Below are 24,643 nucleotides of genomic sequence, written 5' to 3'. Positions count from 1 at the left end.
GTTCGCTCGACTGATTTTCGCCCGCTTCACGACGCCAGGGCCGCTCCGGCAGCTAGACGATGCCGGCGCGGCCTTGTACTGCAAAGCAGCGCCCAGCATGATTTCGCCGACCGCCCTTTTGTTGCCCGAAGGACTTGCCCGAATGCCTCCAGCGCCTAGCATCCCCTTCCGTCAGGCCATGCTGTTCTGGCTCAAGCTCGGTTTCATCGGATTCGGCGGCCCGGCCGGGCAGATCGCCCTGATGCACCGGGAAATCGTCGAACGCCGCCGCTGGCTCAGCGAGTCGCGGTTTCTCCACGCCCTGAACTACTGCATGCTGCTGCCAGGCCCCGAGGCCCAGCAACTGGCCACCTACCTTGGCTGGCTGATGCACCGCACCTGGGGCGGGATCATTGCCGGGACACTGTTCATCCTGCCTTCGCTGTTCATTCTGATTGGCCTGTCCTGGGTCTATATCACCCAGGGGCAGCAACCTCTGGTCGTCGGCCTGTTCTATGGCCTCAAGCCCGCGATCACCGCCATTGTCGTGCAGGCGACCTGGCGCATCGGCTCCCGGGTGCTGCACAACGCGGCATTGTGGGGCATCGCGCTGGCAGCCTTCGTCGCCCTGTTCGGGCTGGGCCTGCCGTTTCCGCTGATCGTGCTGGGCGCGGGGCTGGTCGGCTATCTCGGCGGACGCTGGCGGCCGCAGCTGTTTCAGACCACTCGTGCCAACACTGAAACCCCCAACGACGAAGCCCCACTGGCCCAGCCAGCCCATACCCGCCTGCACTGGCCGCGCCTGTTCGGGCTGCTGGCCTGCGGTGCAGCGCTGTGGTGCCTGCCGATGGCCGCACTGACGCTGCTGTTCGGCTGGCAAGGCAGCTTCACTCAAATGGCATGGTTCTTCACCAAGGCAGCACTGCTCACCTTCGGCGGAGCCTACGCGGTGCTGCCCTACGTGTATCAGGGGGCTGTCGATCATTACGGCTGGCTGACGCCCACACAGATGATCGACGGCCTGGCATTAGGCGAAAGCACACCCGGCCCGCTGATCATGCTGGTGGCGTTCGTCGGCTTCGTCGGCGGCTACGTGCAGGCACAGTTCGGTGCCGACCAGGCATTCCTGGCTGGAGCCCTGGCGGCATGCCTGGTCACCTGGTTCACCTTCCTGCCCTCGTTCCTGTTCATCCTGATCGGTGCCCCCCTGGTGGAGCGCACACGCAGGCAATTGCACTTCACTGCGCCGCTGACGGCGATCAGCGCCGCCGTGGTGGGGGTGATCCTGAACCTCGCGTTGTTCTTCGCCTATCACGTGTTCTGGCCGCATGGGTTCGCTGCCGGGATCGACGGGCTGGCGCTGGGGATCGCGCTGCTAGCGGCGGTGGGGCTACTGGTGTTGCGCAGGAGTATGCTGGAAGTGCTGATTGCCTGCGCCCTGGCAGGTCTGCTGGCGGTGTTGTACGGGCATGTGATCTGAGCCCGATCAGCTCAGGCGTTGCCCCGGCATCCCCTCCGACAGCACACCATCACGCAACCACTCCAGCGCTATCGGCCACAGGCTCGCCCGAAAGCGATCATGGAAAAACGCAAAATGCCCGACCTCCTGCTCGCCGATATCAACAGGCGATACGCGCAGATGGCGAGGTTGGGCATGGTCCAGATAGCCCAGCAACCGCTCCGTCGCCGCCACGGTGCCGAAGGGATCGTCGCTCAGGCTCACCGCCAGGGCCGCAGCCTGAACCTGGGCGAAGGGCCGCGCCTGCAGCAGCCGTCCACTGGGCCGATGTTCATAGCGCGGTGCCGGCGTGCTCCAGTCACGCACCACCCCGGCCGGGGTGTCTTCCATCCAACCCAGGCGCTTGCCGGGGAAATAGCCCAGTAGCCGGGTCAGCAATGGCATCACCACATGCCACTTGCCCACCATCCGCCAGCGCCCTTCGGCCGCATAGTCACGCCAGTAGGCAAACTGTGCCCCGACCATCACCAGCCGCCGCACCTGCCCGGCCGAGGGCGCCAGGCCGGTTGCCCAGCCACCGAAGCTGTGCCCCACCACATTCACCGGCTGCCCGGGGAATTCGCTGGTGGCGCGCTGCAGGATGGCCTCGAAGTCCAGGCAGCCCCAGTCGCTCCACGACGCCTGGAAACCACGCAACGATGCCGGGCGAGACTCGCCGATACCACGGTAGTCGTAGCTCAGCACATCGAAGCCGTGGGCGAACAGGTAGTCGGCAAAGCGAGCGTAGTAGCGGCAGCGCACCGAGGTGGCCGCGTTGATGATCACCAGCGGGCGCTGGGGGTCGGGCTCGGCGTGGCGCCACTGGAAACCGCCGAGGCTGTAGCCGTCGGCGGCTTCATGGCGAAAGGCAGTCGCAGGTTGGGTCAGGCTGCTCATGGTGGGCTCCCTGCGCCGTCGCGCCGGGAGGCGGGCGGCATTTTTTGTCATCCGCCCACGCTAGCAAATTTTTCGCTGGCTGTACCGGCCTCAGGTGATCGGCAACGCCCGCGCCACTCCAGGCTTGCGCAGCACCTCCAGCCGCGAACCTTCATAACGCGTTTCGCGGAACAGCTTCCAGCGCCCGAACAGGCCATACACATGCATCACCCGCCCCTGCTCGTGATAGCCCATGCGCAGGTGCAGCTTCATGGCCGGCACGTTGTGCGTCTCCACCACATCCACCACCTTGCGGCAGCCCTTGGCATGCATGGCGTTCCACAGCTCGACCTGAGCGGTGACCGACAACTCGCTGCCAAAGTAGCGCCGGGTCATCTCGCCGCCGAACTCGAAGAACTCGCCAGGCTTCACCGGGAAGGTGCAGCCGTAATAGTGCTTGTCGTGGTAGTCGACCACGCTCGCCCAGATGAAGGCCACCGCGTCACCGTGCTCGTCCAGGTACATGTGCCCGGTATGGCCATCAGCGGCCAGTTCGCGCATGGTTTCCACGCGATCGCCGAAATAGCGCGCAAAGGCGTCGGCATTGGCGGTGGTGATTTCCACCAAGGTGACCGGCGGATGTTCCTTGAGTTTGTGAGGCGGCACGGGAGTGACCAAGTCGCGTTCCATCCACAGCAATTCCCAGTGGAAGAATACGTAGCGTTCGACCAGGGTCTTGAAAGTACGCTTGAGACCCTTCTGGCGGATCCGTTCTTGTAGTTTTTGCAATGCGCGCATGCTGCCTCCCCGGCCCAGGCGAGATTGCCGGACCAATAGCTGCTGTATAGATCAGGGAGAAAGCGGCCATAGCAAAGAGCCAGCTGAGGATTTGTTGCAGAATGTTAACAAGCCCACGGAGGGAACCGCGCAACCGGGACAAACGGCTGCGCGGTCAAGGGCTTGCTTACAGCTCGACGCAGTCGAACCGTACGTCGGTGGCCACGTCTTCGTCGTAGTTGACGTCAGCGCGCTCGAAACCGAACAGGTTGAGGAACTGCTTCTTGTAACCGGCGTAGTCGGTCAGTTCGAACAGGTTCTCGGTGGTGACCTTGGGCCACATGGCCTTGCAGGCGTCCTGCACGTCGTCGCGCAGTTCCCAGTCATCCAGACGCAGGCGAGCCTTTTCGTCCACTTCGGCCGGAGCACCATCGGCGCGGTACATGCGGTCGCGGAACATGCGGTCCAGCTGGTCCTGGGTGCCTTCGTGAACGCCTTTCTCCTGCATGATCTTGAAGACCATCGACAGGTACAGCGGCATCACCGGAATGGCCGAGCTGGCCTGGGTGACCACCGACTTGAGCACGGCGACGTTGGCGCCGCCCTTCACTTCATCGGCCAGCTTCTTGTCCAGGCGCAGGGCGGTTTCGTCCAGGTCCTGCTTGGCCTGGCCCAGGGCGCCGTGCCAGTAGATCGGCCAGGTGATTTCGGTGCCGATGTAGCTGAAGGCCACGGTGCGCGCGCCTTCGGCGAGCACGTCGGCGCCGGCCAGGGCGTCGATCCACAGCTGCCAGTCCTGGCCACCCATGACGGTGACGGTGTCGGCGATTTCCTGCTCGGTGGCCGGCTCGATGCTGGCCTCGATGATGGTGTCCTTGTTGGTGTCGATGGCGGTCGACTTGTACGGCTGGCCGATCGGCTTGAGCGCCGAGCGGATCAGCTCGCCGGTCTGCGGCAGCTTGCGTACGGGCGAGGCCAGGGAGTAGATGACCAGGTCGACCTTGCCACCCATCTCGTTCTTGATCAGCTCGATCACCTTGGCGCGGGCTTCGTCGGAGAAGGCGTCACCGTTGATCGACTTGCTGTACAGCCCCTCGGCCTTGGCGAACTTGTCGAAGGCGGCGGCGTTGTACCAGCCTGCAGTGCCGGCCTTGGTCTCGGTGCCCGGCTTCTCGAAGAACACGCCCAGGGTGTCGGCCTTGAAGCCGAAGGCGGCGGTGATGCGTGCTGCCAGGCCGTAGCCGCTGGAGGCGCCGATCACCAGGACTTTCTTCGGACCATCCTCGCGCACGCCCAGCTTGCGGGTGGCTTCGATCTGGTCACGGACGTTGAGCTCGCAGCCCTTCGGGTGAGTCGTGGTGCAGATGAAACCGCGTACCTTGGGATGAATGATGGCCAATGTCTGTACCTCGTCAGGTTTATGCTGGGGAAACGCCGCAGGGGCGATTCCGATTGATCAGAGGGTGAGACTACCCCCGCAAGTCATCCGACACATATTACGGGGTCAAGGGCCCGAGCAAAACCCGAATCCGAAAGCGACTCGCTTCTTGCAGGAGCGGGCTTGCCCGCGAACACGGGCGTAGCCCGTGCCAGGCACCGCGGTGTGCTTTTCGCGGGGCAAGCCCGCTCCCACAAGTACGTCGCTGCCCCCGAATACATCGGGGGCTGTGGGAGCGGGCTTGCCCCGCGATGAGGCCGGCACAGACACCCTATTCATTTGCAAACCCGATCAATCACAAAGAAAAACAAACTTCTCAAATGAGCCCCGGGCAGTGATGCTGTCGCGATCCACTTCGCCTTCCGGAGAACAACAATGAACGAAGTCGCCATCGTCGCCGCCACCCGCACTGCCATCGGCAGTTTCCAGGGCTCCCTGGCCAATGTCTCGGCCATCGACCTCGGCGCTGCGGTGATCAAGCGCCTGCTGGAGCAGACCGGCCTTGACCCCGCGCAAGTCGACGAGGTGATCCTCGGCCAGGTGCTGACCGCAGGCGCCGGCCAGAACCCCGCCCGCCAGGCCGCGGTCAAGGCCGGCCTGCCCCACGCGGTGCCGGCGCTGACCCTGAACAAGGTCTGCGGCTCGGGCCTCAAGGCCCTGCATCTGGCGGCCCAGGCAATCCGCTGCGGCGACGCCGAGGTGGTGATCGCCGGCGGCCAGGAGAGCATGAGCCTGGCGCCCTACGTGCTGCCGTCGGCCCGCACCGGCCAGCGCATGGGCCACGGCCAACTGGTCGATACCATGATCACCGACGGCCTGTGGGACGCCTTCAACGACTATCACATGGGCATCACCGCCGAGAACCTGGTCGACAAGTACGCCATCACCCGCGAACAGCAGGATGCCTTTGCCGCCGAGTCCCAGCGCAAGGCGGTGGCCGCTATCGAAGGCGGTCGGTTCAAGGATGAGATCACCCCGATTCACATCCCGCAGAAAAAAGGCGATGCGCTGGTGTTCGACACCGACGAGCAACCTCGCCCGGGCACCAGCGCCGAATCGCTGGGCAAGCTGCGCGCAGCTTTCAAGAAAGACGGCAGCGTCACCGCCGGCAACGCCTCGAGCCTCAACGACGGCGCCGCTGCCGTGCTGCTGATGAGCGTCGACAAGGCCAAGGCCCTGGGCCTGCCAGTGCTGGCCAAGATCACCGGCTACGCCAGTGCCGGTGTGGACCCGGCGATCATGGGCATCGGCCCGGTCTCGGCGACCCAACGCTGCCTGCAGAAGGCTGGCTGGCAGCTGGCCGACCTGGACCTGATCGAGGCCAACGAGGCCTTCGCTGCCCAGGCCCTGGCTGTGGGCAAGGAGCTGGCGTGGGATGCGGCGAAGGTCAACGTCAACGGCGGCGCCATCGCCCTTGGCCACCCGATCGGCGCCTCGGGTTGCCGGGTGCTGGTGACCCTGCTGCACGAGATGATCAAGCGCGATGCGAAGAAGGGCCTGGCGACGCTGTGCATCGGTGGTGGCCAAGGTGTCGCGTTGACGATCGAGCGATGAGTCAGTGGTGAGTTCTGCGCAGGCGAGCCCGCGAAGCACTCACCGCTAATCTCAGAATCTGTCATCCAGAATCGCCGGCAAGCTCAGCTCCCTGACAAAGCTGGCCGGCGACAGTGACAGGACCATCCTGACCACCTGCACCACATCGTGCACCGGTATCAGTGCCCCCTCGCCACGCTGCGCAGCGTCTGCAACCGGCACCTCCAGGCCATCCTCGGTATTGAGATAGCCCAGGTTCAGGCAGGTCACCCCAAGACGCCGATCGCGGTAGCCCTCACGCAGGGCGTCGGCGATGCCTTGCAGGGCGAACTTGCTGGCACCGAACGTCACCTCCGGGCGCCCGCTGCGCGGCAGGCCCGAAGTCGAGCCCGTCAGCAGGATGCGTGGGTGCTGGCTTTGCAGCAACAGAGGCAGCAGACGTTTGATCAGCAGGATGGTCGCGGTGATGTTGCAACCGATCATGGTTTCAATCTGAGCGTCCTGGTCGTCGAGAAAATCGTAGGCAGGGTCGAAGGCCAGGGGCTCCCAGATGCCCAGGTTGTAGATCAGGGTGTCGATGCCTTGATCAGCCACAGCCTCGGTGATGGTGGCGATGGCGGCTGCGGGGTGAGCGAGGTCGGCTTCGATCCAGCGGGTGTCGATACCAGCGACGACGGGGACATGCGGGGGGATGGCGCGGGCGACGCCGATCAGGGTGTCACCGGGGTTGCCCAGGCCTTGCATCAAAGCCTTGCCCAGCCCTTTGCTGGCGCCGATTACCAGGGTTTTCATCAATAACTCCATTTATCGAGGTTTGGGGAAAGAGGCCGGGACAGCGGTGACCTTTTCGCGGGCAAGCCCGCTCCCACAGGTACTCCACAGTCTTCAGGGCCGCGGGGCCTGTAGGAGCGGGCTTGCCCGCGAAAAGGTCACCGCCAAAACCAGATTCGCTCCACAGAGCGCAGCATCCAAGCAGCCCACCAGCTCGATGACAAAGCCCGGCTTGTATCCAGATGTAAACCGCGCCGCGTGTCTGTTTCAGATCAATGCCGTACGCTTGCAGACAACCCACTGCGCCCCAATCCAGCCACACTGCCATCCTGCCCGCACCCGGTACCCGCCATGAGCCTGCTCAGACAAGCCCTGAACGACCAATCCTTCGTCTGCATCATGGAGTTCGTCCCCAAGCCTTCTGCCCAGCGCTTCGCGGCACTGGAGAGCATCATGGCGCGTGCGCAGTTGTGCGGTTGGCCACTGGCGGTGTCCATCGCCGATCGGGTCGGCAGTGCGCTCGACATGTCGCCGCTCGATGCCTGCCGCAGCTTCGATACACCGGTCCCGACCCTGCTGCATTTCTCCGGCAAGGACCGCGAGCGCCAGGACCTGCTCGCCCAGTTGCCGCGCATGGACGCCGCTGGCCTGGACCAGCTCCTGTTGCTGACCGGCGACCGCCTGCCCGGCCACATGCCGGGCCAGCGTCCGGTGCGTTACCTCGAATCCGTCGCAGCCCTGCAGATCGTGCGCCAGGCGCGCCCCGACTGGCTACTCGGTGCAGCACTGAACCCGTTCAAATACCGCGAGGAAGAAGGCGGCGCGCAGTACTTCAAGGCCGAAAAGAAGCTCGCCGCCGGCGTCGACTTCTTCATCCTGCAACTGGGCTTCGACTTCCAGAAATACCGCGAGGCCATGCACTGGATGCAGCGCCAGCCCACGCCTCGGCCTATGCTCGCCTGCATCATGGGGCTGACCGATGGCCGTGCCGGGATGCTCGAGCATGTGGCGGGTGTCACCGTAAGCCCCGCGATGCGCGCGCTGCTCGCCGCCGAGGCAGCGGTGTCCAAGGCCCACGCCCGGCAGCGCGCCACCGAGCGCCTGGCCCTGCAGATCATCGGCCTGCGCCTGCTGGGTTACGCAGGGATCAACCTCTCCGGCGTGCACGAACTCGAACAGTTTCTCGAACTGGAACAAGCCCTGGAAGACTGGCTGCCACGCATCAACAGCCTCGAGCAATGGCGCAGCGCCTGGGACGCCGCCTGGCGGATGCCCGGCATGGCACCGGTCACTTTCCACCCGCCCGGGTATCACTGGCAGCAGGGCCAGCGCCAGGTCCAGGCGTCGTTTACGGAAAAGGCTCGCTACCATTTGCTGTCGGCCATGCACCATCAACTGTTCAGCCGCGAAACGCTGTTGAGCCAGGCATTCGGCTGGAGCGTGCGCCGCGCGCTGTGGTCGACACCGGCAGCGGCGCGCGTGCTGCACAGCGTGGAGCGCAGCCTCAAGCGGCCGCTGGTCGGTTGCGACACCTGCGGGCAATGCCGGCTCGAAGACACCTTGTACATCTGCCCGGAAACCTGCCCCAAGGGCCTGGCCAATGGGCCCTGCGGCGGCACGCAACTGAACCGCTGCGAGTTCGGCGACCGTGAATGCATCCACAGCCGCAAATACCGCACGGCGGTGTCGGTCGGGCAGACGCACGTGCTCAGCGAAAAGCTGATCCCCTGCGTCGAGGTCAGTGGGCGCCAGCAAAGCTCCTGGCCGCTCTGGTTCGCCGAGCCCACCCCAGTGCAACCCGCAGCGCGTGCCAAGCGCCCACAACCCGAGATCGCGGACCTGTAGGCGCGACCCGGCAAGCCCTGGCACAGGGGGCCCGACAGCCTCTATCCTGAGCGGCCATCGCCCCATACTCGCCCACAGGACCGCCGCGTGACCCGAGAGCAACTTGAAACCCAGCAGATCCCCCTCTACTTCGCTGCCGTGGTCCTGGCCATCGCTGCAGGCCTGCTCGCCCCCGACACCGCCAGCCACCTGCAAGCGCTGGTGACCCCAGCGATTGCGGTGCTGATGTACGCGATGTTTTTGCAGATCCCCTTTCTCGACCTGCGTCAGGGGCTGGGCAACCGCCGCTTCATGGGCGCGCTGTTGCTTGCCAACTTCGTGCTGGTACCGATGCTGGTGTGGGCGGCCACGCGCGGACTGGTCGAGCATCCGGCGATCCTGATCGGTGCACTGCTGGTGCTGCTCACGCCCTGCATCGACTATGTGGTGGTGTTCACCCACATCGGCAAAGGTGACTCGCGCCTGATCCTCGCCGCCACGCCAGTGCTGTTGCTGGTGCAACTGGCGCTGCTGCCGCTGTACCTGGCCCTGATGCTCGGCACGCACAACCCGGTGGCACTGTCCATCGAGCCGTTCGTGGAGGCGTTCGTGCTGCTGATCGCGGTACCGATGCTGATGGCCGTGCTCACCAGCGCCGGCGCGCGCCGCTCGCAGGCCATCGCCCGCTGGAACGACGCCTGGGCGTGGATGCCGGTGCCGGCCATGGCCCTGGTGCTGATTGCCGTGATCGGCTCGCAGATCGCCGTGGTGCTGGGCGACTTCCAGCGCCTGTTGCCGGTAATTCCGGTGTATGTCGGGTTCGCGCTGCTGGCACCGCTGCTGGGGCTGCTCTCGGCGCGGCTGTTCCGACTGCAGGCGCGCGAAGCACGAGCGGTGACGTTCAGCGCCGCGACCCGCAATTCGCTGGTGGTACTGCCGCTGGCGCTGGCCTTGCCGGAAGACTTGCGGGTGCTGGCGGCAGCGGCGGTGATTACCCAGACACTGGTAGAACTGGTGAGCGAACTGATCTACGTGCGGGTGGTGCCGGCAGTGGTACGCACCTGACGGGCTCCGACCACCTCACACAATCACGAACCCCACCTCGATGTTGCCCCGCGTCGCCTTGGAGTACGGGCAGATCTGGTGCGCCTCGGCCACCATCTTCTGCTTGTCCTCCTGGGCAAGCCCGGGCAAGTGCACCGTCAACTGAGCGGCCAGGGCAAAGCCGCCATCGGCGGTATTGCCCAGCGCCACATCAGCCTCCACCGCCACGCCCTCGGGCAGGCGGATGTCGAACTTCTGCCCCGCACGACGCAATGCGCCGATGAAGCAGGCCGACCAGCCGATGGCAAACAATTGCTCGGGGTTGGTGCCTGGACGTCCGGAGCCGGGCGGGCTCAGCGGCAGGTCCAGCGCACCATCACTGGAGCGACCGCGGCCGTCGCGGCCGCCGCTGGTGTGAGTACGGGCGGTGTAGAGCGTGGTTGTCAGAGGGGTAATCACGGTGCATCTCCTTCTGGGCGATCAGGACGTTGCGCACGGCCCTCCCCGACCAAGGGTGCGGGAAGGGCGCGAATGGCCGTTACTGCTTGGCCTGGCTCAGGCGGCTGTAAAGGTCGGATGGGAACGGCTTGCCGTTGGCGTCGAACTGATGCTTGCGGAACTGATACACCTCCGCCTCGGACAGGTAGCCATCGTGGTTGGCATCGATCGCATCGAATTCGGCGTTAGCCTTCGGCGCCACGGCCAGCAGCTCGGCACGCGAAACGCGACCATCGTGGTCGGTGTCGGTGCGGGCGAAGGAGGCATCGCCGCATTTGCCTTCACCACACTTGCCCTCGGCTCCAGTGGCTTTCGCCTGGCCACCGCACTTGCCTTCGCCACACTTGCCTTCGGCCTGGGTGGCCTTGCCCTGGGCGCCACATTTGCCTTCCCCGCACTTGCCTTCAGGGGCCTTCTCGTTGGCCGCAAGCTGGTAGCCCTGCGGCAGTGCTTCAACAGCGAAAGCGGAACTGGTGACGTTGATACCGCCTGCCAGGGCGATGGCGAACAGGCCGATGCGAGCCTTGGTGGAAATCGGGGTATGGGACATGGCATTTCTCCGGATGTCAGTGCGGTCGTACCGCTGGGTTCATTGCCCCTAGGGCGAGAGCCGATGAACCGGGCACCTGGCCCCGTTCGTTCGGGTGGAGCCATTTGAACGTCAGCGTGTATCGGGGGCGTATCCGGGGAGGGAGGGATTTGTATGCAAGTACGCAGGATCAGGGATGGGATACAGGGCGATACAATCGCGGCCAATCGCGGGACGAGCCCGCTCCCACAGATACGTGCGCTGACACTGGATTCAGCGCACGTATCTCTGGGAGCGGGCTTGTCCCGCGATTGGGCCGCAAAGCGGCGCCGGCGATCTCAGCGGTCGAAACTCACCGCCCGCAACGGCGCGGTATTGACCTTCAGCTCGAACACATCCGGCCGCGCATAATGGCCCACCACATCGAAGTCGAGGTTGCCCTGGCTCAACTGGCTCATGTCCAGATCCGCGTACAACTCGGTCTCGCAATCGAACACCGGCCCCGCCAGTACCTCACCCAGCGGACTGACGATCATGCTCCCTCCGCGCATCACGTAGTCGTCGTCGGCGAAGTCCAGCCCGAACGCTTCACGATGTTGCTGCGGATACTCGCCCAGGCGAATCGCCTGGCAGGCAGAGAGCACGAACACTCGGCCTTCCAGCGCCACATGCACCATGGAACTGGCCCACGACGGTCGATCGTCGGCAGTCGGTGCGCAGTACAGTTGCACTCCTTGTGCATACATGGCCTGGCGCAGCGCCGGCATGTAGTTCTCCCAGCAGATCACGCTGCCGAGCACACCGAAGTCGGTCTGCACCGGCTCAATGGTCGAGCCATCGCCGAAGCCCCAGATCAGGCGCTCCTGCCCGGTCGGCATGAGCTTGCGGTGATAACCGGCAATGCCACGGCCCGGCGCCAGAGTGACAGCGGTGCAATACAGGGTCCGGCCATGACGCTCGATGATGCCGACCACGGCAGTCACGCCGGTCTGCTCGACGCTTTCGGCAAACGCCGCAAGCTCCGGGCCGTCGAGGGCCACCGCACCCTCGACGTAGCGTTGGTACAGCGCGCGCCCGGCAGCACTGCGATTGCCCACCACGCTGCCGAACGCCGCGCCCTTGGGATAACCGCCAATGAACGCCTCGGGGAACACCGCAAGTTGTGCGCCCTGCTCCGCCACCCGCCGCAGGATGCCGGCGGCCTTCTCGACACTGGCCATTGCGTCATAAGGAACGGAAGCGGCCTGGATGATTGCTACACGGGTCATGATGACTCCTGTCTGTGGTTAGAAACGGCTGATGTCGTTGTCACGGGTTTCCGGCAAGGTCTTGCACAGCACCAGCAGGCACAGCAGCGAGACTCCGGCGAGGTAGGCAGCGGGCAGGTTGGCGTCGCCGGTCATGCGGATCAGCGCCGCGGCGATGAACGGCCCCGGGCCTGCCAGGATCGCCAGTGCCAGGTTGTGGCCCAGCGCCGCGCCAGTGGAGCGGATCGAAGCCGGGAAGACCTCCACCAGCAGCACCACGTCCATCACTGCCGTGACCGCCACCAGCACACCCAGGATGATCAAGCCGAGCAGGATCGCCGCGCTGTTGCCGCTGTTGATCAACAGGAAAATCGGAAACGCCAGCACCGTCAGCGCCGCCGCGGCGCCCAGTAACAGCTTGCGTCGACCGATGCGGTCACTGAGCCGACCAATCAGCGGGTTGACGATCACGTACACCACCAGCGCGATGCTGCACAGCCACAGCGCCGTGCTGCGCGGCAGCCCCACGGTGGTGACCAGGTGGTTGTTGGCGTAGGTGACGAAGTAGTACAGCGACACCCCGAACAGTGCCGAAAAGGCAAAGGTGGTGATGAATGCCCGGCGCCGCACGGCCTTGCTCGGCGCCTGCGCCGAATCGCGCTGGCGCACCATCTCTTCGTACACCGGGGTATCGCCCAGCTTGCGGCGGATGAAGATGGCGATGCCGGTCATGACGATCGAGGCCACGAACGGCAGGCGCCAGCCCCAGGCCGTCAGTTGCGCGTCGCTGAGCGTGGTGGTAATGGTCGCGGCGACGAAGGTGCCGAACAGGAATGCCAGCCCGGCAGTCCCGGTGATCACACTGGCCGCCGTGGCGCGGCGATTCGCCGGCGCGCTCTCGACGATGTAAATGCCTGCGCTCGACCACTCGCCGCCGACCATCATCCCCTGCACGAAGCGCATGGCGATCAACAGCACGGGCGCGGCGATACCGATCGCCTCGTAGGTGGGTAACAACCCGATGATCGTGGTACACACGCCCATGCCGAACACCGTGATGATCAGCACCGCCCGCCGGCCGAAACGGTCACCGATCGGCCCCAGGATCAGCGCCCCGAAAGGCCGCGAAAGAAAGCCCACCGCGAATACCGCCAGCGACGACAGCAGCGACACGCCAGGCGCGCTGGACGGGAAGAACAGCATTCCGATCACCGCCGCGAAATAGCCGTACACGGCGAAGTCGAACCACTCCATGAAGTTGCCGATCCCCACCGCGATGGCGCGCTTGCGGATATCGACCTGCCCACCCCTGGTATGGGTATTGCTTTCACCCACGCTATGCGAAATCGTGCCCACCGGATCCACCTATGTGTTGTTATCTGTTGTGGGCACCAGACTAGAAACACCACCGACCACGGGGCAAACGATTAGGAAATATGAGCCGGATTAACGTACGTAATATTTCTCGGATCGACCTGAACCTGCTGCTGACCTTTCACTGCCTGATGACCGAACGCAGCGCCACCCGCGCCTCGGCCATGCTGCACGTGACCCAGGGCGCGGTGAGCTCGGCCTTGCGCCGCCTGCGCGAGCACTTCGGCGACGAGTTGTTCATCCGCACCGCCTCGGGCATGCAGCCCACGCGCAAGGCCATGGAGCTGGCGCCGAAGATCACCGAAGCCCTGACCTCCATATCCGGCCTGCTGGGCACAGAACCCGACTTTTCGCCGCATGATTCCAGCTATGTCTTCAATATCGGCCTGTCTGACGATATCGAGGCCTGCCTGGCGCCGCGCATCGTCAACGCCGCAGCGGCCGAAGGCCTGGGCGTGACCTTCGCCTTCCACCAGAGCAACAGCTCGCTGTGGAAACAGTCGCTGCAAGACCCCGACATGGACCTGGTGATCTGCGCCGAACCCAAGGACTTCAACACCAGCTATTCCTCACAGGTGCTGTTTTCCTCGTCCTACGCCTGCCTCTACCGCCCACGCAATGGCGCGGCAAACGAACCCATCGCCCTGGAAGACTATTTCGCCGCCAATCATGTGCGAATTTCCTACGATGGCCGCCGCGGCTTCATCGACGACATGTTCGAGGCGGCAGGCTATGCGCGGCATGTCACCGCCTCGTTCACCCATTTCAGCGGTGCACTGAGCACCTTGATGAACAGCGAAGTGATAGCCACGATCCCAAGCTTCGCCGCCGAGAGCTATGCCGCCATGACCGACCTGACCGTGAGCCCGGTGCCCTTCCCGGTGCCGTCGTTCCGCTGCTTCATGGTCTGGGACATTGCCCGGCACAACAAACCGCATCATGAATGGTTGCGGCAGTTCATCAGCAACCTGGCCCAGGTGGTGAGGTAGCCTCCGGACCGACGGCTTTCGCCAAGACCGTCGGCAAGCAATCCTGCTGATCAGGCGCGACCGGGGCCAGTTTCAGAAGGCGTATGACGAGATCGCTGAAGTGAGTGACGGTAGGCTGACGCGATCTCTGTGAGAGCGAGCTCGCCAGAGAACACCGGCAAAGCCGGGGCCAGCCTCCTCCGACAACCATCTCGGACTAGTCCGACGTACTCCCCGATGCCGGAAGACGCCGTGAGTCGCAATATGGGAGCGGTCCGATATACGTCTAAAGGGGAGTTTCTAGAATTCACGGGGGACGCACTGCTACCCACCGTCCGCACGCGTATTGCCAGTCGCCTGCGTATGGAAGTGCCAAGCAAATTCCATGGATCACCTGTACAAGGACGCATCATGAAAATTATCGACATCGTGCATGACTACGCCCAAGGAAGCTCCAGGCTTCGCAGAGGCCTATGCCGGGTAAGAATCTTCAGGACAGCAACCGACACCACCGTGTTGCTGACCGACCTGGACGAAAAAAATGATGGTATGTCCGTCACCAATGCCGTCGAGCACATCATCAAATCGCTCCACGAACTGGGGATCGTCCTGCCACCTGCAACCTACATCGAACACTACGAACGGGAAGACCCTGCTCGGGACAGCTTCGATATCGTCACAGTAGGCTCTCGCCAAGGCGTTCAGTGGCAGAGCATCCCCCGGACCGAAGTTCTGTCCATGATCGACGGTAGCTCAGACGAGTTGGATAACAGAAGCGCTTCGAACAGCCGAGTCATTTGCCGAGCAGACCAACTGCGCTTTCGACGCGACCCTTTCGTGGATTCCCCCTGGCAACCCCACCCCGCCACGATCAAACGCCGGCTTGAAATCGAAGACGGCATGCTTTCGAAAGCAGATATCGAAGCACTCATCGTCGAAGGCGCTGGCGAGCGAGACATCCAGCGCTTGCTCAAACGAGACTTGTCCGTCTTCGGTGAAGCCTACGCAAAGCCTGATAGCGAATATCTCTGTTTCTCCGAATTTCCACTGGATAATGGGCAAGTCGATTTTGTCGTTTTCACAGGCAGGTCGCGTATGGATGTCATTCTGATCGAGGTCAAAGGCGCTGATTTCAACCTTCTGAACGCCGATCACTACAAGGCCTTCAATCACAAGATCAATCAAGCCGCTGATCAGATACGCGATCGACTCGGGAAGCTTTATCGAGACCCGGAACCGTTCAGGCAGCACGTGCATGCGATCAGACAGCGTGTCGAGCGAGGTGAACATGTTCACAACGCCTTCCTGGGGCCTTGCCACAAGCTTGAAGTAGATCCGGAAAAAGACATCAATATCCGGACGATTCTGATCGGCGGCAGGACGGTAGATGACCGCGCAGAGAGCACGAAAAGGCATGACTTCGAAAGGACCTTCAACCCACCCATCCGGGTGGAGTCATGGGATACCTGGTTACGCAGACTTCAGCGGGGCTGACCAGCAGCCCCTGTGCAGGCCTCTTCCGTCAACAACCCTGGATCAATGCAGCACCTGGCTCAAGAACAATCGGCTCCGCTCATTCTGCGGGCTTTCGAAGAACGCCTGCGGCGTAGCCTGCTCGACGATCTCGCCCTGGTCCATGAACACCACCCGGTGCGCCACGGTACGAGCGAAGCCCATTTCATGCGTCACGCAGAGCATGGTCATGCCGTCTTGCGCAAGGCTGACCATGGTGTCGAGCACTTCCTTGACCATTTCCGGATCCAGCGCCGAGGTCGGTTCGTCGAACAGCATGATCTTGGGCTTCATGCACAGCGCCCGCGCGATCGCGACGCGTTGTTGCTGTCCACCGGACAGCTGGCCGGGGAATTTGTGGGCCTGCTCCGGAATGCGCACCCTTTCCAGGTAATGCATCGCCACTTCCTCGGCGCGTCGACGAGACATCTTGCGCGCCCAGATCGGTGCGAGCGTGCAGTTCTGCAGGATGGTCAGGTGCGGGAACAGATTGAAGTGCTGGAACACCATGCCGACTTCACGGCGGATGGTTTCGATCTGCCGGAGGTCACGGGTCAGCTCAGTGCCTTGGACCATGATCCGGCCTTCCTGGTGATCCTCAAGGCGGTTCAGGCAACGAATGGTGGTCGATTTTCCCGAGCCCGAGGGGCCGCACAGCACAATGCGTTCACCCTGATGCACGGTGAGGTTGATGTTCTTGAGGACCTGGAAACTGCCGTACCACTTGTTGACGCCTTCCATCTGGATCATGGTCTGTGGACCTGGTGAATCCAGGGGGTTGCGGATCGCTTCACGCATTTGAAACTCCTTGCCGGAGCTCGGGCGCGCCTTCCTGAGGGCAGGCGCACATCCGTTGTGGGAAAAGGGTGTGAAGATGCAGTATGGATCAGTGCAGGACGCTTTCCAGGAACTGCCGGGTGCGCGGCTCCTTCGGTGCGCTGAACACCTCCGATGGCGGGCCCATCTCGATGATCTTGCCGCCGTCGAAGAACACCACCCGGTCGGCCACTTCGCGGGCAAAGCCCATTTCGTGGGTCACGACAATCATGGTCATGCCTTCGGCGGCCAAGCCCTTCATCACATTCAGCACATCGCCGACGGTTTCCGGGTCCAGCGCAGAGGTGGGCTCGTCGAACAGCATCAACTTGGGCCTCATGGCCAACGCCCGAACGATCGCTACTCGCTGTTGCTGGCCGCCTGACAGCTGCGCCGGATAATGCTCGGCCTTGTGCCGCAGGCCGACCCGATCGAGCAACGCCAGCGCGTGAGTCTGTGCTTGCTGCCTGGTCGAGCGTTTGAGCTTCACCGGCGCAAGCATCATGTTCGCTAGCACCGTCATGTGCGGAAACAGTGTGTAATCCTGGAACACCATGCCCACCTCTTCACGCAACTTGGCCAGGGCCTTGCGGTCACCGGCGTTGGCCGAGTCGCCACTGCCGATAACCACCGTCCCCAAGGACGGCTCCTCCAGGCTGTTGAGGCAGCGAATGAAGGTGGACTTGCCCGAGCCGCTAGGGCCGATGATGACCACCACTTCGCCTTGGCGAACCTCCATGTCCACGCCCTTGACCACCTGGTGCTGGCCAAAGCTTTTGTGCAGGTCGCGCACCGTCAGGATCGTGCTCATAAGCCCGCCTGTGCCCGTGTCAGGGCTTGCAGATTTAGGTGAGCCGCGCTCAGTCGCTCGCGGCGCTGCTGGTTGGCGGCGCGCTCTGTGGTCAACCGCTCGCTGGCGCGCGCCAGGCTCGGCCTCAGCGAAGCCAGCGAGGGGCCGCCGGCGGAGGTACGCCCTTGCACGTTGCTGACCGGGTCCAGACAGTCGCGCACTTTCTGCTCGGGCAGGTTCAGTGCATGGCCCAGTTGCTCGATGGCGCAGGCATCGACCATCTGCGTGGTGATCTGGTTCGCCAGCAGGCCCTGATCCATGGCCATGCGCACCACACCGCCGACCACGTGGTGAGCTTCGCGAAACGACAGGTCGACTTCACGGACCATCAGGTCGGCCAGGCCCGTGGCCGTGGAGAAATCTTCACCGGCACGGCGCACCGCCAGGTCGATATTCGGCGTCGCGGTACGCAACACCAGGTCCAGCAGTTTCAGGCAGCGCAGGCTTTCCTCGGCAGCTTCCCAGAAGCCACGCGTGCCTTCGCGGTTGGCATCGCCAGTGTGCGAGAAGTTGGTGCCTTTGATCGTAACGCTGGCCCCCATCATCAAGCCGACGATGTGTCCACTTCGGCCCTTGAGGTATTCCAGCACGGTCGGGTTTTTCTTTTGCGGCATGATGCTGGACGTGGCGGCGACACTGTCGGGGAAGTCGATGAGGTTGAACTCATTGGTGCTCCAGACGAAGTAGTCCTGCGCGACGCGGCTCCAGAACACCGCCAGGTTGCTCAGGTGCGACAGGCTTTCGAACAGGAAGTCCCGCGAGCCGATGGCATCCAGCGCGTTGTCCAGGTAACCGTCGAAGCCGAGCAACTCGGCGGTACGCGAGCGGTCGATGTCGAACGGCGTACCGGCGAAAGCGGCCGCGCCGAGTGGGCACTGGTTCATGGATTCCAGGGTCTGGACCAGGCGCTTGCTGTCTCGCTCCAGTGCCTGCTCCACCGCGCTCAAGTAATAACCGTAGGTGATCGGCTGCGCCGGTTGCAGGTGGGTGTAGCCGGGCATCACCACTTCGGCGTACATCTCGGCGCAGCGAATGGCCGTTGCACGCACAGTCATCAATTCGTCGATCAGGTCCATCAGCAGGTCGCGGCACCGCAGACGATCCAGCGTAGCGAGGATGTCGTTACGGCTGCGGCCGGTGTGCAGGCGGCCGCCGATGTCGGCACCGATCTGCTCGATCAGGTGCGCTTCGTAGTTGAAATAGGCGTCTTCGCGGGATGGGTCCAGCTCGACCGCATCCGGCCCTGCCTGCTCCATGTCCAGCACACCCTTGGCCAGCACACTGGCGTGTTCACCACGAATCAGGCCCTGTTCGGCAAGCATCAGGATGTGCGCCTTGTTGACGTTGCCAAGGTTCGCAAAACCACTGGCGAAGCCTTCAAGGCGCGGGCGATAGATGTACTCGTTGACTTCCGGTGCGGTGCTTTCCTTCAGGCGCCGACTGACTTTGGATTCTTGCATTTTGAAACCTCTCCAATAGAAGTACGTACCGCCGGGCGACCCAGACGACGTTCGAGATAGCGGCTAAGCCAGGTGAGAGCCGAACAGATGACGAAGTACACGAGCAGCACAACGCCGTAGACGGTGAATGCCGGGCTGACACCGGTCATGACGGTTTCGCGCTCGATGATGATCTGGCCGACCTTGAGGAATTCGCCTACCCCTACCAGTGCGCCCAGCGACGTGGCTTGTACCAAGATGGTCAGCAGCCCGGTGTAGGCCGGCAGAATGGCTTTCATCGACTGCGGCACGATCACGTGCAGGTAGATCTGCCACGGGCGCAGGCCCAAGGCCCAAGCGCTTTTCCACTGATGCCGGGACACCGATTCCAGCCCGCCGCGCACGATCTCGATGCCGTTGGCGCTGCCCCATAAGGTCAAGCCCACGGTGACCGCAGCGAACGGGCTCAGGTCCAGGCCAAGCATCGGCGCACCGAAGAAGATGAAGAACACGTTGACGATCAATGGAATGGAGCGAAACAGCTCCACATAGGCATGGATGGTCCACCACAGCACGCGGTTCCTGACCGTGGCCAGCACGCCTAGCACGGCCGAGATCAGCGTGGTGAACAACAGCACCACCAGCGCCAGGCGCAGGGTCATCAACAACCCTTTGGAAACAAAGCCCCAGTTTTCGAGAATGAAGTTCATGGTCGCCTCACTGCCTGAAAGGTCGCTGCAGGTGGGCAGACAAGCGCCCCGTCAACAGCGCCAGCACACCCACCAGCACCAGGTACATGACGCAAATGGCCGTGAACATCTCGATGGCGCGAAAATCCGTGGCGATTCGGTCCACCGCAACGAAGGTCAACTCCGCCAAGCCGATGGCCTGCAAGTACGAGGAGTTCTTCAGCAGCGAGATCGCGGTATTGAGCATCGCGGGCAGGCTGGTGCGAAAAGCGATCGGCAGGGCCACCAGCGCGAAGTACTGCACCGGCGTGAGGCTCAGGGCCAGGCTCGCCTCACGCATGCCGCGCTCCACGGTAGCCAGGCCGCCGCGGATATTTTCGATCTGGTAAGCCCCTGCCCAGATCGACAGGCACAGCACCCCCGACCAGAACAATGACAACCCCAGGCCTACGGCGGGTAAGCCGTAGAAGATGAAGAACAGCTGCACCAGGATCGGCGTATTGCGGATCAGTTCTACATACAACACCACGGCCTGCGACAGCACCGGCACCTTCATGACCCGCACCGCGCCGCCCAGCACACCGATCAACAGCGAGAAGAGGATGGCCAACGCCGTGATCTTCAGTGTCATCAACACACCGTCAAGCAACGCGGGCCACTGCGCCATCAAGTAATGGATGTCGAAACTCATGATGGCGGCCGGTCAGAGCGTTTCGGCAGGTTTGGCCTGCTCGAAGACACTGATGTAATAGCTTTGGATATTCTGCGGTACGAACTGCTCGACCCAGCCGCGGAACAGGTGCTCTTCGCGCATACGCAGTACCGCAGCGTTCAGATAGTCGCGCCACTGCTCGTCGTTCTTGCGCACCCCGATGGCGGCATCGGAGATCTGGAACGGTTCGCCGATTCGGCGGGCATCCTTGTCATTGTCGGCAACCACCACCAGAGTGGCGGCGTCGTGGGTGTAGGCATCGGCCCGGCCCTGACGGAAGGCCTGCAAGGCATCGGCGGCGCTGTTCATGCGCAGGGTCTTCACATCAGGCATGTGGTCTTCGAACCACTTGGCCTGCACCGAGCCTTTGAGGGTGGCTAGCGTCTTGCCCTTGAGATCGGAAATTTTCTGCACCGGGCTGTCTTTCTTGACAACCACATCACTCGCGCCCCAGCGGTAGGGCGTGGTGAAGTCGATCACGCGTTGACGCTCGGGGGTGACGCCGAGGGTTGCGATCAGGAAGTCCACCTTACGGCCCAGCAGTTGCGGCACGCGGTTTTCCGCGGTGACGCAGGTAAAGCTAACCTTGTCCTTGGCGCCCAGGGCCCACAACGACACTTGTTTTGCCATTTCCACCTCGACGCCAGCGAAGTCGCCCTTTTCGTCTTGGTAGCCATAGGGCGGCTGGTCGCAGCGCACGCCAACACGCAGGTGGCCCGCCTCTTTGATAGCTGCAGGCACGGCGGGCATATCGACGGCTTGAGCAGCGGACACCGCCACCAACGACATGCACGACACTGCCAGTGCAGCGCTTAGTTTCTTATACGAGAACGACATGATGCCTCCTGATTACCTGGCTGCATCGCCGCACAAGCGTGCGGCGAAACGATGAGTACAAGGGCAGAACTGAAAAGTGGCTGGAGCACCGGCTTTGTTGTGTTTTTGCCGTTATGTGCTCGACGTGCATCGCGCTGCGTCGGGGCAGACGTCGATGTGGTTCTAGTTATAAAATTTCCGAACCATGCAATCAAATGACAATACGTCAACCCATCATGCAGAAATGATATGGCCATGAACTTCAAGCAGATCGAGACTTTTCGGGCAGTGATGCTCAGCGGCTCAATGACGGCCGCTGCACAGGCGTTGCATACCTCGCAGCCGAACGTCAGCCGCCTGATCGCGCAACTCGAACGGACCAATGGCTTCAAATTGTTCGAGAGGGTGGGTGGCCGATTGGTGCCTACCGACGAAGGTGCACAGTTCTTCGCCGACGTGGAGCGTGCCTTCATCGGGCTGCAAAGCCTGGAAACCTCCGCGCAGAACCTCAAGCGTGGCGGCACTGGCCGGTTGCGCATCGGTGCAGTGCCCTCCCTGACTCACGGCCTGCTACCGGCCATCATCCAGCGCTTTCGCCAGCAGAACCCGCACGTCCACATTTCCATCCACACCAATGACTCTCCGAACGTGGCCCACTGGGCAGCCACGCGTTTCTGCGATGTGTGCCTGGTGTCCTACGTGGCCGAAGACATGGCCGGGGTGCATTCCGAAATCATCTGCGACGTGCCCGGCGTGTGCATCTTCCCCAGGGGGCATCGTCTCAGCGCCTTGGACGTGGTGACCTCGGCGGACCTCAAGGGCGAGGAGTTCATCTCGCTTTCCCACACGGACGGCTCTCGCACGCGGCTCGACCGCCTCTTTGCCGAAGAAGACCCACGCGTGCTGAATCTGGACGCCACGCACGCCGCCACGGTGTGCTCGCTGGTAGGCCGGGGCCTAGGGATCAGCGTGGTCAGCCCGCTGGTGGCGACCGAGTACTTGCATACCGGTATCGACATTCGACCGTTTACACCGGAATTACGTTTTTATACCTACTTGCTGCTGTCATCCGACCGTCCTGAAAATCTGCTGACCCAGAGGTTCCGGGTGTTGGCGGGGGAAATGCTGAAGGAGGCGGCGCAGGTGAGTTTCGAGGGTAAGCGTTCGGGCTAGGCCCTGTCTCTGCGAATACCGAGAAACCGATACAAGCCACCTCCGACAGCTGTTTCGGACCAGTCCGACATACCCACCAATGCCGCATTCTTATGCTCGCGAGTCCCTCACTCGCGGGCTAGCGGCTGACCCAACGGTCTCTCCTGACGCCCCGCTCAGGACCCGTCATGCCTCGCCCGCCCATCACGGAATTAGGTGGCAACCCGTTCAAGCCTTTCGCCCGAGAGCGGATCGAAAGTTCGATTGATCTTTCCAAACTGTATGCCGCAATCGACCGCGATCCCGCCATCGTTGGGGCGGGGGTGGTATTCATCGATACTCATTACAACGCGGTTACCTTGCGGGCGTTTCAGCCTATTTGCAGTGTGCTGCCGAAAAGGGTGGTGTTGCAGGAACTGCCTAGGCCGGTTACGGCTGAACAGTATCTTGAGCAGCAGGTGAAGGATCCGCGGCAGTCCAGGCTGATTTCGGATATTTCGGATGCGGGATTGGCATGTGCAGGATTGATAATTGGGGTGCTACTGATAGTGTCAGGCGGAGCGGTGAGTGTTTTCACTGGCGGCATGGGGATTGTGATAACTGTAGCTGGTCGTGCAGCTGTAGTTGCTTCCGGTTTCCAGTGTGTAATAAGTGCATCTCGAGTGTATCTGGAGCTTAAACAACCAAAAGACAATGATGAACTAGACGGTCAAACATGGTTCAAGATTGTTTCTCCTCTTCTCGACACTATAGCCCTGCTTGGAATTGCCGCTTCCTCTTTAAATACGATCAAATATCTCCAAGTTCGCAAGCGAGCGTCTGGCCTGGGATGGTTTGCATCAAGCAGAAGCCTGAGCCGCCAGCAACGCAAAAAGCTGATGACAGAGATACTTTCCATTCGGCATCCATCATTAACGAGCAAACAGCTTAAACTCCAGCAGCGCCTTGGTGTTTTGCCCAAGCGCTATACATCCGTACAGATGCAGAAAGCGACTACAGAGCTTATTAGAGAATCCATCAATAACGGTATTGGCCTTGCCAGCAGTGAGAAAATTCGGAACCTGGCGATAACATTGGTTGAGGAGATAATGGAATGATGTTTCTCACAATCCCATGGGGCAAGTTCATAAAACGCTTTTTTCTTATTAAAGCGTTAGGTGCGCTCCTTACGATGATCGCCATCGCATTCGCGTGTGGAGTGGCAGCCGATCTCTGCTTTCGCAGGCACCCCAATCAAATTGAATACATGTTCGCTTTGATGATGGTGTGTTCAATTGTCCTGGGGAATGCTCAGTATTCCGTGGCTCGCGGTAGATCAAGGGGCACTTGCTGGATCATTGGAATGCTGGTGATGTGCCTCGTAGCTAGCGGAATAGGTTACTTCGAACAGGGTATGAGACTCGTTTCGCTAATAGGCATGCTCTCGGCAGCATTAGCCCTCGCCTGCTACAACAGCCGCAGATACCGCCAAATGTGCAAAAGACTTCAAGTGATCCGGCGAATGCGTGAGGAATGGATCGCCTATGAAAAGCTCCGTCGGTAGTTCAAACCCAATCCGTGTGGGAGCGGCCTCGTGCCGCGAAAGGGCCGCAAAGCGGCCCCAGCAATCGAGGGCCAACAACACCTCCAACAGCTACCCCGCCTCCCCCGCCAAATCAATCAACCTCCCACACTCCTCCGCCGTCATCCGGCCGATGATGCGGATGGCCTGATGAATCCCCGCCGCACCTCGACCGCTCAACTGCGGGTTGTGCTCACACTCAAGCAGTTCATCGTATTGAGCCAGTGCCTCGCCCAGGAGCTCGAGGGTCCAGGCATAGGACTGGATTTGTGGAAAGGCGCTCGTGGTCAGCCATGGGACACCTGTCTCAGTTCGCGGGTGGACTGACTGTGGATAGGGAAAATGCGATGAGGTCGAGAGACCGGAGTCGGCGACAAGCGGCGGAGAGCGGATGCGAGGATCCTGTAAGGGATAGCGATAAACATGCATGAGATCCTTTTCAGTTGAAGCACCACGTCAATCGTCGCCAAACGATTGGGTGGCAGCTGTACGCAGGTTGGCGAACCGAGGAAAAGGAACCCGGCAGACCCGAAGGTCTCCCACGCACAGCCGCCATTGCACGAAACTGCGGACACAAAAAAAAGCGCCTGCAATCGTGATCGGGGCGCCGATGCGCCTTTTCGTACGGGTCGCCAAACCCGGTCGCGGAGGTTGCCGCGACTGGGGGAATTTATGCCTAACGGGGCATCAGTGCAAGGCGCGGCGAAGCCAGAAGAAGTCGTGAGCCGCATTTTGGGAAC

At 62.3% G+C, this 24,643-nt stretch carries 22 protein-coding genes and 1 pseudogene; 8 read left to right on the top strand and 15 right to left on the bottom strand.

Features of this window, described 5'->3' with window-relative positions:
- Nucleotides 1-142 precede the first annotated feature (142 nt).
- On the top strand, nucleotides 143-1,459 hold the full coding sequence (gene chrA / locus ACNFHO_RS16515) for a chromate efflux transporter (protein ID WP_416766878.1): 1,317 nt from the start codon (nucleotides 143-145) through the stop codon (nucleotides 1,457-1,459).
- Nucleotides 1,460-1,465: 6 nt separating this feature from the next.
- Here chrA and ACNFHO_RS16510 read toward each other — a convergent pair whose 3' ends face one another.
- From ACNFHO_RS16510 to fabV, 3 genes are all read right to left on the bottom strand, one after another.
- Nucleotides 1,466-2,374, bottom strand: a complete 909-nt coding sequence (locus tag ACNFHO_RS16510; protein WP_416766877.1) for an alpha/beta fold hydrolase — start codon at nucleotides 2,372-2,374, stop codon at nucleotides 1,466-1,468.
- A 90-nt stretch (nucleotides 2,375-2,464) separates the two neighbouring features.
- Nucleotides 2,465-3,151, bottom strand: coding sequence for an N-acetyltransferase (locus ACNFHO_RS16505; RefSeq protein WP_416766876.1), 687 nt, complete (start codon nucleotides 3,149-3,151; stop codon nucleotides 2,465-2,467).
- Between the two features lie 166 nt (nucleotides 3,152-3,317).
- Complete coding sequence (fabV, locus tag ACNFHO_RS16500; RefSeq protein WP_054893530.1) at nucleotides 3,318-4,529, bottom strand: enoyl-ACP reductase FabV; 1,212 nt, start codon at nucleotides 4,527-4,529, stop codon at nucleotides 3,318-3,320.
- 414 nt (nucleotides 4,530-4,943) lie between these two features.
- Between fabV and ACNFHO_RS16495 the strand changes: the two genes are divergently transcribed.
- Nucleotides 4,944-6,122, top strand: coding sequence for an acetyl-CoA C-acetyltransferase (locus ACNFHO_RS16495; RefSeq protein ID WP_054893536.1), 1,179 nt, complete (start codon nucleotides 4,944-4,946; stop codon nucleotides 6,120-6,122).
- 51 nt (nucleotides 6,123-6,173) lie between these two features.
- Here the strand turns inward: ACNFHO_RS16495 and ACNFHO_RS16490 are convergent, their stop codons facing one another.
- Entirely contained in the window at nucleotides 6,174-6,893 is a 720-nt protein-coding gene (locus ACNFHO_RS16490; protein WP_416766875.1) for an SDR family NAD(P)-dependent oxidoreductase, read from the bottom strand.
- 330 nt (nucleotides 6,894-7,223) lie between these two features.
- On the opposite strand from ACNFHO_RS16490, the gene ACNFHO_RS16485 reads away from it, so the two are divergent.
- Together ACNFHO_RS16485 and ACNFHO_RS16480 are read left to right on the top strand one after the other, a co-directional pair.
- Nucleotides 7,224-8,717 carry a methylenetetrahydrofolate reductase C-terminal domain-containing protein gene (locus tag ACNFHO_RS16485; protein WP_416766874.1) on the top strand — a complete coding sequence of 498 codons (1,494 nt, stop codon included), beginning with the start codon at nucleotides 7,224-7,226 and terminating at the stop codon, nucleotides 8,715-8,717.
- 87 nt (nucleotides 8,718-8,804) lie between these two features.
- Nucleotides 8,805-9,761, top strand: coding sequence for an arsenic resistance protein (locus ACNFHO_RS16480; protein ID WP_416766873.1), 957 nt, complete (start codon nucleotides 8,805-8,807; stop codon nucleotides 9,759-9,761).
- A gap of 15 nt (nucleotides 9,762-9,776) precedes the next feature.
- Here the strand turns inward: ACNFHO_RS16480 and ACNFHO_RS16475 are convergent, their stop codons facing one another.
- The 4 genes from ACNFHO_RS16475 to ACNFHO_RS16460 form a co-directional block, all read right to left on the bottom strand.
- The gene (locus ACNFHO_RS16475; RefSeq protein ID WP_063546643.1) at nucleotides 9,777-10,196 is read right to left on the bottom strand and encodes an organic hydroperoxide resistance protein; all 420 of its coding nucleotides are present in this window, start codon (nucleotides 10,194-10,196) and stop codon (nucleotides 9,777-9,779) included.
- Nucleotides 10,197-10,278: 82 nt separating this feature from the next.
- The gene (locus tag ACNFHO_RS16470) at nucleotides 10,279-10,788 is read right to left on the bottom strand and encodes a hypothetical protein (RefSeq protein ID WP_065863316.1); all 510 of its coding nucleotides are present in this window, start codon (nucleotides 10,786-10,788) and stop codon (nucleotides 10,279-10,281) included.
- Between the two features lie 317 nt (nucleotides 10,789-11,105).
- Nucleotides 11,106-12,035, bottom strand: a complete 930-nt coding sequence (locus ACNFHO_RS16465; protein WP_416766872.1) for a carbon-nitrogen hydrolase family protein — start codon at nucleotides 12,033-12,035, stop codon at nucleotides 11,106-11,108.
- An 18-nt stretch (nucleotides 12,036-12,053) separates the two neighbouring features.
- Complete coding sequence (locus ACNFHO_RS16460) at nucleotides 12,054-13,370, bottom strand: MFS transporter (protein ID WP_054893542.1); 1,317 nt, start codon at nucleotides 13,368-13,370, stop codon at nucleotides 12,054-12,056.
- Between the two features lie 80 nt (nucleotides 13,371-13,450).
- Between ACNFHO_RS16460 and ACNFHO_RS16455 the strand changes: the two genes are divergently transcribed.
- Nucleotides 13,451-14,377 carry a LysR family transcriptional regulator gene (locus ACNFHO_RS16455; RefSeq protein WP_416766871.1) on the top strand — a complete coding sequence of 309 codons (927 nt, stop codon included), beginning with the start codon at nucleotides 13,451-13,453 and terminating at the stop codon, nucleotides 14,375-14,377.
- A gap of 390 nt (nucleotides 14,378-14,767) precedes the next feature.
- A complete protein-coding gene (locus ACNFHO_RS16450) occupies nucleotides 14,768-15,850 on the top strand; it encodes a Shedu immune nuclease family protein (protein WP_416766870.1) in 1,083 nt (360 codons plus the stop codon).
- A gap of 42 nt (nucleotides 15,851-15,892) precedes the next feature.
- Here ACNFHO_RS16450 and ACNFHO_RS16445 read toward each other — a convergent pair whose 3' ends face one another.
- The 6 genes from ACNFHO_RS16445 to ACNFHO_RS16420 form a co-directional block, all read right to left on the bottom strand.
- On the bottom strand, nucleotides 15,893-16,666 hold the full coding sequence (locus ACNFHO_RS16445) for an amino acid ABC transporter ATP-binding protein (protein ID WP_416766869.1): 774 nt from the start codon (nucleotides 16,664-16,666) through the stop codon (nucleotides 15,893-15,895).
- Nucleotides 16,667-16,754: 88 nt separating this feature from the next.
- Nucleotides 16,755-17,495 (bottom strand): amino acid ABC transporter ATP-binding protein, encoded by a 741-nt coding sequence (locus ACNFHO_RS16440; protein WP_063543023.1) that lies wholly within the window; start codon nucleotides 17,493-17,495, stop codon nucleotides 16,755-16,757.
- Nucleotides 17,492-18,994 carry an argininosuccinate lyase gene (gene argH, locus ACNFHO_RS16435; protein ID WP_063543021.1) on the bottom strand — a complete coding sequence of 501 codons (1,503 nt, stop codon included), beginning with the start codon at nucleotides 18,992-18,994 and terminating at the stop codon, nucleotides 17,492-17,494. Before argH ends, ACNFHO_RS16440 begins: the two co-directional genes overlap by 4 nt.
- Entirely contained in the window at nucleotides 18,964-19,683 is a 720-nt protein-coding gene (locus tag ACNFHO_RS16430) for an amino acid ABC transporter permease (RefSeq protein WP_063543019.1), read from the bottom strand. Before ACNFHO_RS16430 ends, argH begins: the two co-directional genes overlap by 31 nt.
- Before the next feature lie 7 nt (nucleotides 19,684-19,690).
- On the bottom strand, nucleotides 19,691-20,353 hold the full coding sequence (locus tag ACNFHO_RS16425) for an amino acid ABC transporter permease (RefSeq protein ID WP_063543017.1): 663 nt from the start codon (nucleotides 20,351-20,353) through the stop codon (nucleotides 19,691-19,693).
- Between the two features lie 12 nt (nucleotides 20,354-20,365).
- A complete protein-coding gene (locus ACNFHO_RS16420; protein WP_081255202.1) occupies nucleotides 20,366-21,211 on the bottom strand; it encodes a transporter substrate-binding domain-containing protein in 846 nt (281 codons plus the stop codon).
- A gap of 234 nt (nucleotides 21,212-21,445) precedes the next feature.
- Here ACNFHO_RS16420 and ACNFHO_RS16415 point away from each other — a divergent pair, with 234 nt between their 5' ends.
- Nucleotides 21,446-22,363 (top strand): LysR substrate-binding domain-containing protein, encoded by a 918-nt coding sequence (locus ACNFHO_RS16415; RefSeq protein ID WP_063543015.1) that lies wholly within the window; start codon nucleotides 21,446-21,448, stop codon nucleotides 22,361-22,363.
- Between the two features lie 167 nt (nucleotides 22,364-22,530).
- On the top strand, nucleotides 22,531-23,439 hold the full coding sequence (locus tag ACNFHO_RS16410) for an NAD synthetase (protein ID WP_416766868.1): 909 nt from the start codon (nucleotides 22,531-22,533) through the stop codon (nucleotides 23,437-23,439).
- Between the two features lie 536 nt (nucleotides 23,440-23,975).
- On the opposite strand, the pseudogene ACNFHO_RS16405 reads toward ACNFHO_RS16410, so the two are convergent.
- Nucleotides 23,976-24,198, bottom strand: a pseudogene (locus tag ACNFHO_RS16405) (hypothetical protein).
- Nucleotides 24,199-24,643: the final 445 nt, after the last annotated feature.

It is taken from the genome of Pseudomonas sp. NY15374, from assembly GCF_048068255.1.
Lineage (GTDB): Bacteria > Pseudomonadota > Gammaproteobacteria > Pseudomonadales > Pseudomonadaceae > Aquipseudomonas > Aquipseudomonas machongensis.
The sequence above is the reverse complement of the archived record's forward strand: the minus strand, read 5'-3'. Positions and strand labels throughout refer to the sequence as shown.

Bases quoted from the DNA above. Each gene is read 5' to 3' on its own strand.
- ACNFHO_RS16505 (WP_416766876.1), bottom strand. From the start codon at position 3,151: ATGCGCGCATTGCAAAAACTACAAGAACGGATCCGCCAGAAGGGTCTC.
- ACNFHO_RS16490 (WP_416766875.1), bottom strand. From the start codon at position 6,893: ATGAAAACCCTGGTAATCGGCGCCAGCAAAGGGCTGGGCAAGGCTTTG.
- ACNFHO_RS16445 (WP_416766869.1), bottom strand. From the start codon at position 16,666: ATGCGTGAAGCGATCCGCAACCCCCTGGATTCACCAGGTCCACAGACC.
- ACNFHO_RS16455 (WP_416766871.1), top strand. From the start codon at position 13,451: ATGAGCCGGATTAACGTACGTAATATTTCTCGGATCGACCTGAACCTG.
- ACNFHO_RS16430 (WP_063543019.1), bottom strand. From the start codon at position 19,683: ATGAACTTCATTCTCGAAAACTGGGGCTTTGTTTCCAAAGGGTTGTTG.
- ACNFHO_RS16440 (WP_063543023.1), bottom strand. From the start codon at position 17,495: ATGAGCACGATCCTGACGGTGCGCGACCTGCACAAAAGCTTTGGCCAG.
- ACNFHO_RS16420 (WP_081255202.1), bottom strand. From the start codon at position 21,211: ATGTCGTTCTCGTATAAGAAACTAAGCGCTGCACTGGCAGTGTCGTGC.
- ACNFHO_RS16425 (WP_063543017.1), bottom strand. From the start codon at position 20,353: ATGAGTTTCGACATCCATTACTTGATGGCGCAGTGGCCCGCGTTGCTT.
- ACNFHO_RS16510 (WP_416766877.1), bottom strand. From the start codon at position 2,374: ATGAGCAGCCTGACCCAACCTGCGACTGCCTTTCGCCATGAAGCCGCC.
- chrA (WP_416766878.1), top strand. From the start codon at position 143: ATGCCTCCAGCGCCTAGCATCCCCTTCCGTCAGGCCATGCTGTTCTGG.
- ACNFHO_RS16465 (WP_416766872.1), bottom strand. From the start codon at position 12,035: ATGACCCGTGTAGCAATCATCCAGGCCGCTTCCGTTCCTTATGACGCA.
- ACNFHO_RS16410 (WP_416766868.1), top strand. From the start codon at position 22,531: ATGCCTCGCCCGCCCATCACGGAATTAGGTGGCAACCCGTTCAAGCCT.
- ACNFHO_RS16415 (WP_063543015.1), top strand. From the start codon at position 21,446: ATGAACTTCAAGCAGATCGAGACTTTTCGGGCAGTGATGCTCAGCGGC.
- ACNFHO_RS16495 (WP_054893536.1), top strand. From the start codon at position 4,944: ATGAACGAAGTCGCCATCGTCGCCGCCACCCGCACTGCCATCGGCAGT.
- ACNFHO_RS16485 (WP_416766874.1), top strand. From the start codon at position 7,224: ATGAGCCTGCTCAGACAAGCCCTGAACGACCAATCCTTCGTCTGCATC.
- argH (WP_063543021.1), bottom strand. From the start codon at position 18,994: ATGCAAGAATCCAAAGTCAGTCGGCGCCTGAAGGAAAGCACCGCACCG.
- ACNFHO_RS16470 (WP_065863316.1), bottom strand. From the start codon at position 10,788: ATGTCCCATACCCCGATTTCCACCAAGGCTCGCATCGGCCTGTTCGCC.
- ACNFHO_RS16450 (WP_416766870.1), top strand. From the start codon at position 14,768: ATGAAAATTATCGACATCGTGCATGACTACGCCCAAGGAAGCTCCAGG.